A 13,367-nucleotide genomic window follows, 5' to 3' on the forward strand; every position below is an offset into this window, starting at 1 on the left:
GGCCCGGGCGACGCGCCTCAGGTCGCCGGCTTCCGACCCCGGCAGGCGCCGCAATCGCCCTCGACCTCCAGGATGCTGTGGGTCGGGGTGAACCCCGCCCGCTCGAGCGTGCGGCCCAGGCTGCCCTCGACCTCCTCCGACGAGGCCTCGTCCACGCCCCCGCAGGTGCGGCAGATCAGGAAGATGACCCCCTCTCCGGGCGCGTGGCCGTGCGCGCAGGGGACGAAGGCGTTCCGGCTCGCGATCCGGTGGACCAGCCCTTGATCCATGAGGAAGTCGAGGGCGCGGTAGACCGAGACCGGGGCCACGCGCTTGCCCGGCGCGCTGAGCCGCTCGGCGATGTCGTAGGCGCCCTGGGCCTTCCCGGCCTCCGCGACGGCTTCCAGTACCTCCCGGCGCAGGGGTGTGAACTGAAGACCGCGCTCGCGACACAGGGCCTCGGCCCGCGCGAGCATGTCACCGGTGCCGGCGTGGCACGCGTCGTGACCCTCGTGACGGTGCATGATTGCTCCAGACGTGATCCGCAGGTTGTCCCACGGGTTTGTTACAGTGTATCACCGCCGCCCAGCACCGCACCAGTAGCCCCGGGCGGTGCCCGCGCCGGCCCGAGTGCGCGACGAGGACTCCGTGCCGACCATTCCCAGCCCGAGACACGCGGCGCGGCGATCGCTGTTCCAGAGCGGGATCGGCCTGCGCCTGGCGCTCGCCGCTCTGCTCTCGGCGCTGGTCTGGCTGGCCATCGCCTGGGCGCTCGCCCCGTGAGCGGACCGGATCCGATCCGCCTCGTCGGTCTCACCCTCGGTTACGACCGGCATCCGGCGGTCCACCACCTCGACGGGTCCGTGCGGGCCGGCGACCTGCTCGCCCTGGTCGGACCGAACGGGGCCGGCAAGTCGACGCTCCTCAAGGGCATGGCCGGAGAGATCCGCTGCCTGGACGGCCGCATCGAGCGCGCCGGCGCCCTCGCCTATATGCCGCAGGTGGACGAGATCGACCGGAGCTTCCCACTCACCGTCATGGACCTCGCCGGCATGGGCCTGTGGCGGCGCGCCGGGGCGTGGCGCAGCCTCGCCCGGCGGCGCCCGGCGATCGAGGCGGCGCTGGCCGCGGTCGGGCTCGACGGCTTCGCGGCGCGGCCGATCGGCACCCTGTCGGGCGGGCAGTTCCGCCGCGCCCTGTTCGCCCGGCTGATCCTGCAGGACTGCCCGGTCGTGCTCCTCGACGAGCCGTTCACCGGCATCGACGCGCGGACGGTGGACGATCTCCTGGCGCTCATCCGCACGTGGCACGCCGAGGGGCGGACCGTGGTCGCGGCCCTCCACGACCTCCAGCAGGTCCGCGCGCATTTCCCGACGACGCTGCTGCTCGCCCGGGAGCCCGTGGCCTGGGGTCCGACCGCGCGGGTCCTGACGGCCGAGAACCTCGCGCGCGCCCGCAACCTGTCCGAGGCCTGGGACGAGGGCGCGGCGGTCTGCGCCGGTCCGCGAGAGATCGCGGCGCGGGCGCACGATTACGGCGGCGCGGGCCATCACCACCATGAGGACGCCGCGTGACCGATCCGTTCGGATCCCTGTTCGCGCCGTTCGTGGAGTTCGGCTTCATGCGCCGGGCCCTGGCGGGCTGCCTCGCGCTCTCGGTCTCGGCGCCGCCCATCGGCGTGTTCCTGACGCTGCGCCGCATGAGCCTGATGAGCGACGCGATGAGCCACGCGATCCTGCCCGGGGCGGCGGTCGGCTTCCTGGTCGCCGGCCTGTCGCTGCCGGCGATGACGCTGGGCGGCCTCGTCGCGGGTCTCGCGGTCGCCCTCCTGGCGGGTGCCGTCACCCGGGCGACCGTCGTGCGGGAGGACGCCAACCTCGCGGCGTTCTACCTCATCTCGCTCGCCGCCGGCGTGCTGCTGGTCTCCCTGCGCGGCTCGCAGATCGACCTGATGCACTTCCTGTTCGGCTCGGTCCTGGCGCTCGACGACGCCGCGCTGTGGCTGCTCGGCGGCATCAGCACCCTGACCCTCCTGGCCCTAGCCCTGATCTACCGGCCGCTCGTGATGGAATGCGTCGATCCGCTGTTCCTGCGCAGCGTCAGCCGCAGCGGCGGCCCGGTCCACCTCGCCTTCCTGGCGCTGGTGGTGGTGAATCTCGTCGGCGGGTTCCAGGCCCTCGGCACGCTGCTGGCGGTGGGGCTGATGCTGCTGCCGGCGGTAGCGGCCCGGTTCTGGGCCCGCGACCTCGCCGGGCTGATCCCGGTCTCGATGCTGATCGCCGCCCTGGCGAGCGTGTCGGGGCTCAGCCTGTCGTACCGGTACGACGTGCCGAGCGGGCCGGCCATCGTGCTGGCGGCCGGCGCCCTCTACGTCGCCTCGATGATGGTCGGCCCCCGCGACGGCCTGCTCCGCCGCCTCGTCCGGCCGCGCCACCTCGAGGCCTGATCAGGACTGGTCCTTGAGGGCGGCGAGCCCCTCGCGATAGGTCGGGTAGGCGAGCGCGACGCCGAGTTCGTCGCGGATCAGCCGGTTCCGGACGCGCTTGTTCTCGCCGTAGAAGCTGCGTGCCATCGGCGACAGGTCGGCGGTCTCGAAATCGATCTCGGGCGGCAGCGGCAGCCCGGTGAGGGCCGCCGCGTGCTCGGTTACGGTCTGGGGCGCGGCCGGCTCGTCGTCGGTGACGTTGTAGATCGCCCCCGGCCGCGGCTGGTCGATCGAGGCGAGCAGCGTCGTGGCGATGTCGTCGACGTGGATGCGGTTGAAGACCTGCCCGGCCTTCACGATGCGCTGCGAGCGGCCCTCGCGCAGCTTCACGATCGGGTTGCGCCCGGGCCCGTAGATACCCGAGAGCCGGAACACCTGGACGGCCTTGCCGGTCGCAGCGCCGAGGGCCAGCCACGCCGCCTCGGCGTCGAGGCGCACCTTGGACCGGGCGCTGCGCGGGGTCGCCGGCGCGGTCTCGTCGATCCAGGCGCCGCCCTGGTCGCCGTAGACGCCGATGGTCGACAGGTAGCCGATCCACCGGATCCGGCTCGCCGCGACGGTGTCGGCGTAGCGGGCCAGGACCGGGTCGCCCGCCTCGCCGGGGGGGGCCGAGACGAGCAGCACGTCCGTGTCGGCGAGGTCCGCGGCGATCCGGGGATCGTCGGCCTGAGGCCCGAAGGCGCGCATGGCGAAGCCCGTCTCCGCGGCGACGCGGTCGGCGGCTGCCGGGTCGGTGACGGTGCCGCGGACAGTCCCGAAACGCGCCCGTGCCCGCTCGGCGAAGCGACGGCCGGTGAAGCCGAGCCCGAAAACGAAGAGATTCATGCCGCGGATGTCTCGTCCGCCCGCGGTTCCGTCAAGCCGCCGGCTGCCCGCCACTCGTCGCGCACATGGGCGTCGCTCTCGGAATCACCGTGCTGCCGCCGGAGCGCGCGCACGGCCCCGGGCTCCAGCAGCCGGCCGCAGGCCCAGACCGCCATCCCGCGCACCAGCGGGGACGGGTCGCGCAGCCGCGCGACGGCCGCCTCGGCCAGAGCGGGTTCGCCCGAATTGCCGATCGCGATCATGACGTTGCGGAGGAAGCGGTCGCGCCCGGTACGCTTCACCGGCGTGCCGGCGAAGAAGGCGCGGAACGCCGCGTCGTCGAGGGCCGCCAGATCCGCGAGGGCCGGGGCTGCCAGGTCCGCCCGCGCGGCGAGGCGGCTCTCAGCCGCGGTGCGGGCGAACTTGTTCCACGGACAGACGGCCAGGCAGTCGTCGCAGCCGAAGACCCGGTTGCCGATCGCCGCCCGGAACGCCGCGGGGATCGGCCCGGCATGCTCGATCGTGAGGTACGAGATGCAGCGCCGGGCGTCGAGCCGGTAGGGCGCCGGGAAGGCGTCGGTGGGGCAGACGTCCAGGCAGGCGCGGCAGGAGCCGCAATGGTCCGGCTCCGGCGGGTCGGGCTCGAATTCCGCGCTCGTGTAGATCGCGCCGAGGAGCAGCCAGTTGCCGTGCCCGCGGGAGATCAGCACCGTGTGCTTGCCCTGCCAGCCGAGCCCGGCCGCCTCCGCGAGGGTCTTCTCCATGACGGGGGCGGTGTCGCAGAAGACCTTCACCCGCACGTCGCCCTTGGCCGACAGATATCCACCCAGTTCTTTCAGGCGGCCCTTCAAAACCTCGTGATAATCCCGCCGCTGCGCGTAGGCGGCGACGGCACCGCGGTCGCGGCGCGCCACGAGGTCGAGGGGATCGTGCTCCGGCCGGTAGCTCATCGCCAGGACCAGGATGCTGCGCAGACCGGGCCACAGCGCGATCGGGCTGGCGCGCTGGTCGGCCCGATCCGCCATCCAGGCCATGGTGCCCTGGGCGCCCTCGGCGAGCCAGGCGGACAGGCGGCCCGGCAGGTCGGGCAGCCGGTCGGGCCGGGTCACGCGCAGGCCGCAGAACCCGAGCGTCCGGGCCCGGGTCTCGACGAGGCGGCGCAGGTCGGCGCCGTGGTGGATGCGTCGGGCGTTCAGAAATCCAGATCCGCGTAGTGGGCGGCCGGCGCCATCCCGGCCACACGGTCGGCCAGCAGGGCGCGGAACGAGGGCCGTGACTTGACCCGCGCGTACCAGTTCCGCGCCATCTCGTCCTCGTCCCAGGGCACGTCGCCCAAGTAGTCGACGCAGGAGAGATGGGCGGCCGCCGCGAGGTCGGCATAGGTCAGGTTGTCGCCGGCGATCCAGCGCCGCCGCGCGATCAGGTAGCCGATGTATTTGAGGTGGTAGCGCACGTTGGAGCGCGCCGCGCGGATCGCGTTCATGTCGGGCGGGCCGCCGCCCTCGCTCGCCGACATGAAGCGCTTCGAGATCTTCTCGTTGACGAGGTAGGCGGTCACCTCGGACTCGAACTTGACCAGGAACCAGTCGAGCAGGCGCCGGACCTCGACGCGCTCGACCGTGTCCTCCGGCAGCATCCGCCGCCCGGAGAGACCGAGCCCGCGGGTCTCGTCGAGATACTCGGCGATGACGCCGGCACCGGGCACGACGAGGCCGTTCTGCTCCAGCAGCACGGGTGTGACGCCCGCCGGGTTGATCAGCAGGAAGTCGTCGCGCCGCTCCCAGGGCCGTTCCTCGAACAGCGTCGGCTCCATGCCCATCTCGGCGAGCACGAGACGGATGAACCGGGAATTCGCGCAGAAGGGGAAATGGTAGAGGGTTGCCATCGAGGCCGTGCGGGACGTTCGGTCTGCCAGCGCGGCCGGTCCCGCGCTCGTCGTGGGTCCCGGAGCGCCGGTCTTCAGCGCGCAGGACTTCGGACCGAGCGTTATTGCCCGACCGTTGCCGAGCCCTTAACACGCGCGGCCCGGCCCGGTAACTGCCCGTCAACCCTGATCGGCGAAGCCTCGGGTACAACCATTTCGCGTGGCAGGCGGCGGCCCGACGGGGGCCGCCGCGCCCGCGGCACAAGGCGTCGCGATGGATCCGGCAAGCATCGGCAAGGCAGTGCTGCTCGCCCTCGTGGAGGGGGCGACCGAGTTCATCCCAGTCTCGTCCACCGGCCACCAGCTGCTGGTGGGGCACTTCATCGGCTTCCACTCGCCCAACAACACCTTCGAGGTGCTGATCCAGCTCGGCGCGATCCTGGCGATCCTGCTCGTGTATTTCCGCCGCCTCCTGGGGATCGCCACCGCGGTGCCGTCCGACCCGAAGGCACGCCGCTTCGTGCTCGGCATCCTGGTGGCGTTCCTGCCGGCGGCGATCATCGGCGGCCTCTTCTCGAAGATGATCAAGGCCTACCTGTTCAACCCGTGGATCGTCTGCGCGACCCTGGTGGCCGGCGGCCTCGTGCTGCTCGTCATCGACGACACCGACCTCCAGGTGAAGAAGACCGACGTCTACGACTTCTCACTGCCGATGGACCTGAAGATCGGCATCTTCCAGTGCCTGGCGATGATCCCGGGCGTCTCGCGGTCCGGCGCCACGATCGTGGGCGCGATGCTGATGGGCGCCGACAAGCGCTCGGCCACCGAGTTCTCGTTCTACCTGGCGATGCCGACCATGGCGGGCGCCTTCGCCAAGGACCTGCTCGACAACTACAAGTACCTCTCGAGCAACGATGTCGGGCTGATCGTGATCGGCTTCATCGTGTCGTTCATCTCGGCGCTGTTCGTGGTGCGGGTTCTCCTCGACTACGTTTCCCGCCACGGCTTCTGGCTGTTCGCGTGGTGGCGGATCATCGTCGGCGCCCTCGGCTTCGCCGGCCTGATCATCCTCGGCTGACGGGGGGCGCCCTTCGCGTCGCCATGGTCGCGTCGCTCAAAATTCGGTGATCCGCGGCTTGAGGTTTCCTGAACCATCGGGCGATTGCCAGCGGCGGAGCGGCGTGCGAGGCAAACGCGTGAAAGCGGTGCAGCAGACGCCGCGCCCTGGGACGCACCGATGGAAGACAGACCGCTCGCCGACCTCTTCGAGCCCGCAGACCGCGCACGCTGGCTCGGCCTCGTCGAGGGCGTCCTGAAGGGGGCCGATTTCGAGAAGCGGCTGGTGTCGCGCACGGCCGACGGCCTCCGGATCGAGCCGCTCTACGGACCGGCCGAGCCGGTAGCGCAGCCGGTGCGCGAGCCCGGACCCTGGCGGATCGCCCAGCGTGTCGACCATCCCGACCTCGCCTTGGCCAACACGCAGGCGCTGACCGACCTGGAAGGCGGCGCCGACGCCCTCGTGCTCGCCTTCGCGGGCGCGCCGGGCGCCCGCGGCTTCGGCCTGACGGCGGCGAGCGTCGAGGCGTTCGACGCCGCGCTGAAGGGTGTGATGCTGCCGCTGATCGGCCTGCGGATCGACGCCGGGGGCCGCGGCCTGGAGGTGGCCCGGCTGGTCAGGGCGCTGGCGGAGCGCCGCGGCGAGGATCTCTCGACGTACGACGTTGATCTGGGGCTTGACCCGGTCGGCATCCTGGCGGCCACCGGCGGCCTCGGGGCCGTCTGGACCGACATCGCCCCCCGCCTCGCCGAGGCCGTGGCCGAGCTCGAGGCCGCGGGTTTCCGCGGTCGGGCCTTCCTGGCCGACGGCCGGCCCTACCACGAGGGCGGCGCCGGCGAGGCGGCTGAACTCGGCGCGGTGCTCGCCACCGCCGTCGCCTACCTGCGCGCCCTGGAAGCGGCCGGTCACGATCTCGCGAGCGCCCGCGACCGCGTCGCCGTGCTGCTGGCGGCCGATGCCGACGAGTTCGTGACCGTGGCGAAATTCCGCGCGATGCGGCGCCTCTGGGCGCGGGTCGAGCAGGCCTGCGGCCTCGATCCGAAGCCGCTGCGGCTCCACGCCGAGACCGCGTGGCGGATGATGACCAAGCGGGACCCGTTCGTGAACATCCTCCGGACCGGCATGGCGGCGGCCTCGGCCGGCATGGGCGGCGCCGACAGCGTCGCGGTCCTGCCCTACACGCAGGCCCTCGGCCTGCCCGACGCCTTCGCCCGGCGCGTGGCGCGCAACAGCCAGATCGTGCTCATCGAGGAATCGCACCTCGCGCGGGTCAGCGACCCCGCCGCCGGTGCCGGCGGCTTCGAGGTCCTGACGGCCGAGCTCGCCGAGGCGGGCTGGGCGGCGTTCCAGGCGATCGAGGCCGAGGGCGGCATCGTCGCCTCGCTCAGCGTCGGCAAGCTGCAGCGGCGGATCGAGGTGACCCGCGAGGCCCGCGCGAAGGCGGTGGCGACCCGCCGCGAGCCGCTCACCGGTGCGAGCGAGTTCCCGAACCTTCCCGAGAAGCCGGTCACGGTGCTCGACGTGCCGCCCGTCGCGGCGGTGCCCGGATCCAATTTCGGCGCGGGCGCGGCGGTCGCCTGCGACGCGCTGCCGTCCCAGCGCCTCGCCGAGCCCTACGAGGCCCTGCGCGACGCCTCGGACGCCTTCCTCGCCAAGACAGGGCGCAGGCCGGTCGTGTTCCTGGCCAATCTCGGCCCGGTGGCGGCCTTCAATGCCCGGGCGACCTTCGCGGCCAACGCCTTCGCGGCCGGCGGTCTCGAGGCGCTGTCGAACGAGGGCTTCCCCGACGCCGAGGCGGCCGCGCGGGCGTTCCGGGAATCCGGCGCCAGCCTCGCCTGCATCTGCTCCACCGACGGGATCTACGCCGAGCGCGCGGTCGCGACCGCCGAGGCGCTCACGAGGGCCGGCGCCGGACCGGTCTACCTCGCCGGGAAACCGACGGAGCTGGCCGAGCCCCTCAAGCAGGCGGGCGTGGCCGCCTTCCTGCATGTCGGCTGCGACCTGCTCGACCTCCTCAACGCGGCGCTCCGTGCGGCCATGCGGGCGCCGCCGCCGCGCTGACGGGGCGCAGGACGCTCCGAAGCCCTCCGCATCCCGGATCCGCATGACGCCCCGCCCCGCCGTCGCCCTGCTCCTCGCCGCCACGCTTCCCGCCACCGCGCTTCCCGCCGCGGCCGCGTCGCGCCCGGCCACCCCGCCCAACCGGTTCGACGGCACCTGGAGCGTCGAGATCATCACCGAGACGGGGACCTGCGACCGCGCCTATCGCTACCCGGTGCGGATCGAGCGCGGACGGGCGCGCTTCATCGGGACCGCCTTCACGGTCGAGGGCGGCGTCGCCAGGAACGGCGCGATCCGCGGCACGATCTCGAACGGCGCTGCCACCGCCGACGTGCGCGGACGCCTGGGCCCGGACGGGTTCGGGACCGGAACCTGGGTCGCGTCCGGGGCCCTCGCCTGCCGGGGACACTGGAACGCGGAGCGGCGCGGCTGAGCCGGGCTGTGGCCGTCGTGAAACGGTCGGGATCTTGCCCTCAATCGGGCAGCCGGACCGGGCCGCCAGCCCCGATCCCGACGCAATCATGAGCGAGAGCTGAACGCGGTTCGGACACCCGACGAGGCCGCCCGTATGAAGACTTCGATCCTCGCCACCTGCGCCGTCCTCGCGCTCGTCTCGGCCGCCGAGGCGCGTCCTCACCGGCACCCGGTCGCCCCGAAGGTGAACGCGGCGGAGGCCGAGAAGGTGCTGGCGCCGCTGCGGCAGGCCGCCACCGCGTGCTTCGCCGACACGGTGCTGTCGAATCCGAAGGCGACCGCCGAGGCGCGCGCCGGGCGGTGGTACGAGGCCGTCGGCATCACGGGCTTCCTGTGCCGCCCGGAGGTCGCCGCGATGATCCAGGCCCACGACAGTCTCTACGGTGCGAAGACCGGCGAGCGCTACTTCAAGGGCGCCTACGTCAAGCACCTGGACCAGCAGCTCGCCGAGCGCCTCCAGCCGATGTTCGCCCGCAAGGCCGTCGCCAGCGCCGAGCCGCCGGTCGAGAAGGCCTCGGCCGAGGAGCCCGCCGAGAGCAACTGAGCGGGAACCGACCGGGCTCGCCGCGCCTTCCCCGACCCGGAGGCGTCGATGCCCTACGAGCTCCATTACTGGCCGATGATCCAGGGGCGCGGCGAGTTCGTCCGCCTCGCTCTCGAGGAAGCCGGCGCCGACTACGTCGACGTCGCCCGCCGGGACGACGAGGCCGGCGGCATCGGACCGATGCTCGACCGCCTGTCAGACCCGGGCGAGCCGAGGCCTCCCCTGGCCCCGCCCTTCCTGCGCGACGGCGACGTCGTCGTCGGGCAGAGCGCCGCGATCCTGCTCTATCTCGGGCCGCGCCTCGGCCTCGTCGGCGCGTCGGAACGCGACCGGATCTGGACCCACCAGCTCCAGCTCACCGTCGCGGACGCGGTCGACGAGGCCCACGACACGCACCATCCCGTCGGTGTCGGCCTGTACTACGCGGATCAGAAGCCCGAGGCGCTGCGGCGGGCGGCCGAGTGCCGCAGCGAGCGCATCCCCAGATATCTCGGCTACTTCGAGCGCGTGCTGACGGCCAACGGCGGCGGCCGGCTCGTCGGTGCCGACCTCTGCTACGCCGACCTGTCGCTGTTCCAGCTCGTCGACGGCCTGCTCTACGCCTTTCCCAGAGCCACCGCCGCGGCCCTCCGGAGAAGCCCGCAGGTGGCGCGGCTCCATGACAGGGTCGCGCAGCGCCCGCGGCTCTCCGCCTACCTCGCCAGCCCGCGCCGGGTCCCGTTCAACGAGGACGGCATCTTCCGCCGCTATCCCGAACTGGATCCCTGAGACCGCCGCCGGAGCTCACCGCCGCGGGCCGGCGATCAGGATCGCCGCCAGCACCAGTGCGACGAGGCCGAGCAAAAGCGACAGCAGGCGCCAGAACAGCAGCGGGTCGCGCTCCAGCAGCGACGCCCGCCGGCCCTCCGTGAAGGCCGGGTTGGGGTGGCGCAGGTCGTGGACGAAGGCCGAGACCGCCGCGTAGCGCCGCTGCGGATCGGGATGGACGGCCCTGCACAGCGCCCCGTCGACCCAGACCGGCAGCAGCGGGCGCACCGTTCGCGCCGAGGCGTAGCGCAACCGCCGCTGCGCCGCACGCGTCCGCGCCCGGGGCACTGCGTCGCCGTAGGGCAAGCGCCCCGTGAGCATCTGGTAGGTCATCACGCCGACCGCGAAGACGTCCGACTGGGCGGTCCCCGGGGCGCCGAGGAAGCACTCCGGCGCCGTGTACTGAACCGTGCCGAGGATCTCCGTCGGGTCGATCCGCGGGTCGCCCTCGACGACCCCGGCGACCTGGGTCGCGCCGAAATCGATGATCTGGACAGTCCCGGTCGCGTCGATCAGGACGTTGTCGGGCCGCATGTCCTGGTGGACCATCTCCCGCCGGTGGAAGGCCTGCACGCCCCGCGCGATCTGCTCGACCAGCCCCCGCACAACCTCCAGTTCGGGCGCCGCGTTGTCGCGCATCCACTGGCTCAGGGTCTGGCCCTCGACGTAGCGCATCACCGTGTAGAGGTGGCTGCGGGGGCCGGCTTGGGGATGGGCCTTGAGCACGTGGGGATTGTCGATCCGCCGCGCGATCCACTCCTCCATGACGAAGCGCTTCCGCTGCGCCGGGTCGTCCCGGAGGTCGAGGGACAGCACCTTCAAGGCGACCTGGGCACCGGTCTCCGCCTCCACCGCCAGGTAGACGCGGCTGCGGGGACCGGAATGCAGGATCCGCAGCAGTCGGAATCCGTCGAGTTCCGCGGGCGGGTCGAGGAGCGGCGCCGGGTCCAGCCCCTCGGCCTCGCCGAGCAGGTCGGCCGGCTCACCCTCCGGCACCGCCTCGACCCGCACGATCTGGATCGTCAGGTTGTCCGGGCTGCCGGCCGCCAGGGCCGTCTCCACGATCGCCCGCGCGGCGCCGTCCAGGGTCTCGGCCGCCGCGATCGCCGCGACCATGTCGCGGGGCCGGACATGCTCGTGCACGCCATCGGTCGTCAGCACGAAGGTGTCGCCCGCCGCGATGCCGACGGCGTGGTAGTCGATCTCCAGGCGGGCCTGCGCCCCGAGGGCCCGGCCGAGATAGGATTCCGCAGCGGAGACCACGACGCGGTGGTCCTCGGTGAGCTGCTCCAGGGACTTTCCGGAGACGCGCCAGATCCGGGCATCGCCGACGTGGAAGAGATGGGCCGCGCGCGCTTTCAGCACGAGGGCGTCGAAGGTCGTGACGTGGCCCCGGTCGAGGTCGTTCGGGTCGATGCCGCGCCGCGTCTCGGCGAACAGCCAGGAATTGGTCGCCGCGATCACGCGCTGCGCCGAGGTCTTCACCGACCACGTGTCGGGCGTGGCGTAGTAGTCGCTGAGGAAGCTCTTGACCGCGGTCTCGCTCGCCGCGGCCCCGGCCGCGCTGCTGCTGATCCCGTCGGCCAGCGCGACCGCGATGCCCTTCAGGCCGAGGGCCGGCTGAACCGGGACCAGCGCGCCGTTGAAATCCTGGTTGGCCGCCTTGCGGCCGGCGCTGCTGTGCTGGCCGATCGAGACCGTCAGGTCGGCCGGGCCGCGCGGGCCGCTACTCACGCGGCCGCCGCCGCGCCGTCGCCGCGGCCCCGGTACGAGAGCGCCTCCGCGAGATGGAGCCGTCGAACCTGCGCCTCGCCGTCGAGATCGGCCAGGGTTCGGGCGACGCGCAGCGTCCGGTGAAAGCCGCGGGCGGAGAGGCGCATGCTCTCGGCCGCCTGGCGGATCAGCGCCGTCCCGTCGGCGTCGGGGCTCGCGACGTCCGAGATCAGCGTCGCCGGACAGGTCGCGTTGGTGGTGGAATCCGGCAGGCCGCGCGCGGCGTAGCGCGCGCCCTGGAGCGCGCGGGCCGCCGACACCCGCGCGGCGGCCTCGGCGGAGCCCTCGGCGGGTGCCGGCAGGATCAGGTCGACGGCGGTCACGGCCGGCACCTCGACGCGCAGGTCGATGCGGTCGAGCATCGGGCCGGAGATCCGCCCCTGGTACTGCGCCATGCAGCGCGCGTTCGGCCCGCGCCGGCAGGCGTAGCCCGGCTCGAGACCCTGGCCGCAGCGGCAGGGGTTCATCGCGGCGACCAGCTGGAAGCGCGCCGGGTAGGTGACGCGGTGGTTGGCCCGGGCGATCATCACGACCCCGGATTCCATCGGCTGGCGCAAGGAGTCGAGCACCTGCGGGGCGAACTCGGGCAGCTCGTCCAGGAACAGCACCCCGCCATGGGCGAGGGAGACCTCGCCCGGTCGCGCCCCGAGACCGCCACCGACGAGCGCCGCCATCGAGGCGGAATGGTGCGGCTGCCGGAACGGCCGCCGGTCGGAGAGGGCCCCGTCCTTCAGCGCGCCCGCAACCGACTGGATCATGGAGATGTCGAGGAGCTCGCGCGGCGTCAGCGGCGGGAGGATCGACGGAAGACGGGCCGCGAGCATGGATTTGCCCGAGCCCGGCGGACCGTTCATCAGGAGGTTGTGGCCGCCGGCCGCGGCGATCTCCAGGGCGCGCTTGGCGCCCTCCTGACCCCGGATGTCGGCGAGGTCGGGCAGGGGTCCGGCCGGCACGGCGACGGCGGGCTCCGGCCGCGCCATGACCTGGCTGCCCTTGAAGTGGTTGGCGAGCTGGATCAGCGAGCGCGGCGCGAGCACGTCGAGATCGCCCCCGGCCCAGGCCGCCTCCGGTCCGGTGGCGGCCGGGCAGATGAGCCCGAGCCCCCGGGCACCGGCCGCCATGGCTGCCGGCAGCACGCCGCTGACCGCGGTGATGCTGCCGTCGAGGGCGAGTTCGCCGAGCACGCAGTAGCCGGCGAGCGCGTCGGCCGGGATCGCGCCGATCGCCGCCATGACACCGAGCGCGATCGGCAGGTCGAAGTGCGAACCCTCCTTGGGAAGATCCGCCGGTGCGAGATTCACCGTGATGCGCTTGGCCGGCAGCGCCAGCCCGGAGGCGATCAGCGCGCCGCGGACACGCTCGCGCGATTCCGCCACCGCCTTGTCGGGCAGACCCACGACGGTGAACACCACCGAGCCCGGGACGATCTGGACCTGCACGTCCACCGCCCGCGCCTCGATGCCCTCGAAGGCCACGGTGGCGACGCGCGTGACCATCGGTGCCAAATCCTCGCCGCCGC

Annotated in this window: 14 protein-coding genes; 8 read left to right on the forward strand and 6 right to left on the reverse strand. The window is 72.9% G+C overall.

Going from position 1 to position 13,367, the window contains the following annotated elements; all coding sequences use genetic code 11:
- Positions 1 to 17: 17 nt before the first annotated feature.
- Positions 18 to 503: a transcriptional repressor gene (locus tag ACLBXO_RS03040; RefSeq protein ID WP_447684469.1), complete on the reverse strand. Its 486-nt coding sequence runs from the start codon at positions 501 to 503 to the stop codon at positions 18 to 20.
- A 124-nt stretch (positions 504 to 627) separates the two neighbouring features.
- Here ACLBXO_RS03040 and ACLBXO_RS03045 point away from each other — a divergent pair, with 124 nt between their 5' ends.
- Genes ACLBXO_RS03045 through ACLBXO_RS03055 form a run of 3 tightly spaced genes read left to right on the forward strand, consistent with a single transcriptional unit; the run spans position 628 to position 2,425 of the window.
- Entirely contained in the window at positions 628 to 762 is a 135-nt protein-coding gene (locus ACLBXO_RS03045) for a hypothetical protein (protein WP_331317556.1), read from the forward strand.
- Positions 759 to 1,553 (forward strand): metal ABC transporter ATP-binding protein, encoded by a 795-nt coding sequence (locus ACLBXO_RS03050; RefSeq protein WP_447684470.1) that lies wholly within the window; start codon positions 759 to 761, stop codon positions 1,551 to 1,553. The genes ACLBXO_RS03045 and ACLBXO_RS03050 overlap by 4 nt, the downstream gene beginning before the upstream one ends.
- Before the next feature lie 47 nt (positions 1,554 to 1,600).
- Complete coding sequence (locus ACLBXO_RS03055; RefSeq protein WP_051123769.1) at positions 1,601 to 2,425, forward strand: metal ABC transporter permease; 825 nt, start codon at positions 1,601 to 1,603, stop codon at positions 2,423 to 2,425.
- Here ACLBXO_RS03055 and ACLBXO_RS03060 read toward each other — a convergent pair whose 3' ends face one another.
- From ACLBXO_RS03060 to ACLBXO_RS03070, 3 genes are read right to left on the reverse strand one after another with little or no spacing between them, the layout of a single operon-like run.
- A complete protein-coding gene (locus ACLBXO_RS03060; RefSeq protein WP_447684471.1) occupies positions 2,426 to 3,289 on the reverse strand; it encodes an SDR family oxidoreductase in 864 nt (287 codons plus the stop codon).
- The gene (queG, locus tag ACLBXO_RS03065) at positions 3,286 to 4,431 is read right to left on the reverse strand and encodes a tRNA epoxyqueuosine(34) reductase QueG (protein ID WP_447684540.1); all 1,146 of its coding nucleotides are present in this window, start codon (positions 4,429 to 4,431) and stop codon (positions 3,286 to 3,288) included. The genes ACLBXO_RS03060 and queG overlap by 4 nt, the downstream gene beginning before the upstream one ends.
- 29 nt (positions 4,432 to 4,460) lie before the next feature.
- A complete protein-coding gene (locus ACLBXO_RS03070) occupies positions 4,461 to 5,153 on the reverse strand; it encodes a glutathione S-transferase family protein (protein ID WP_331317552.1) in 693 nt (230 codons plus the stop codon).
- Between the two features lie 253 nt (positions 5,154 to 5,406).
- Here ACLBXO_RS03070 and ACLBXO_RS03075 point away from each other — a divergent pair, with 253 nt between their 5' ends.
- From ACLBXO_RS03075 to ACLBXO_RS03095, 5 genes are all read left to right on the forward strand, one after another.
- A complete protein-coding gene (locus ACLBXO_RS03075; protein WP_447684472.1) occupies positions 5,407 to 6,210 on the forward strand; it encodes an undecaprenyl-diphosphate phosphatase in 804 nt (267 codons plus the stop codon).
- A 159-nt stretch (positions 6,211 to 6,369) separates the two neighbouring features.
- Positions 6,370 to 8,250, forward strand: a complete 1,881-nt coding sequence (locus ACLBXO_RS03080) for a methylmalonyl-CoA mutase family protein (protein WP_447684473.1) — start codon at positions 6,370 to 6,372, stop codon at positions 8,248 to 8,250.
- Between the two features lie 43 nt (positions 8,251 to 8,293).
- Complete coding sequence (locus ACLBXO_RS03085; RefSeq protein WP_447684474.1) at positions 8,294 to 8,683, forward strand: hypothetical protein; 390 nt, start codon at positions 8,294 to 8,296, stop codon at positions 8,681 to 8,683.
- Positions 8,684 to 8,818: 135 nt separating this feature from the next.
- The gene (locus tag ACLBXO_RS03090; protein ID WP_447684475.1) at positions 8,819 to 9,268 is read left to right on the forward strand and encodes a hypothetical protein; all 450 of its coding nucleotides are present in this window, start codon (positions 8,819 to 8,821) and stop codon (positions 9,266 to 9,268) included.
- Positions 9,269 to 9,316: 48 nt separating this feature from the next.
- On the forward strand, positions 9,317 to 10,036 hold the full coding sequence (locus tag ACLBXO_RS03095) for a glutathione S-transferase (protein WP_447684476.1): 720 nt from the start codon (positions 9,317 to 9,319) through the stop codon (positions 10,034 to 10,036).
- 15 nt (positions 10,037 to 10,051) lie between these two features.
- On the opposite strand, the gene ACLBXO_RS03100 is transcribed toward ACLBXO_RS03095, so the two are convergent.
- Together ACLBXO_RS03100 and ACLBXO_RS03105 are read right to left on the reverse strand one after the other, a co-directional pair.
- Positions 10,052 to 11,809, reverse strand: coding sequence for a protein kinase domain-containing protein (locus ACLBXO_RS03100; protein WP_447684477.1), 1,758 nt, complete (start codon positions 11,807 to 11,809; stop codon positions 10,052 to 10,054).
- Complete coding sequence (locus ACLBXO_RS03105; protein WP_447684478.1) at positions 11,806 to 13,344, reverse strand: YifB family Mg chelatase-like AAA ATPase; 1,539 nt, start codon at positions 13,342 to 13,344, stop codon at positions 11,806 to 11,808. Before ACLBXO_RS03105 ends, ACLBXO_RS03100 begins: the two co-directional genes overlap by 4 nt.
- Positions 13,345 to 13,367 lie beyond the last annotated feature (23 nt).

The organism is Methylobacterium sp. C33D, from assembly GCF_053345825.1.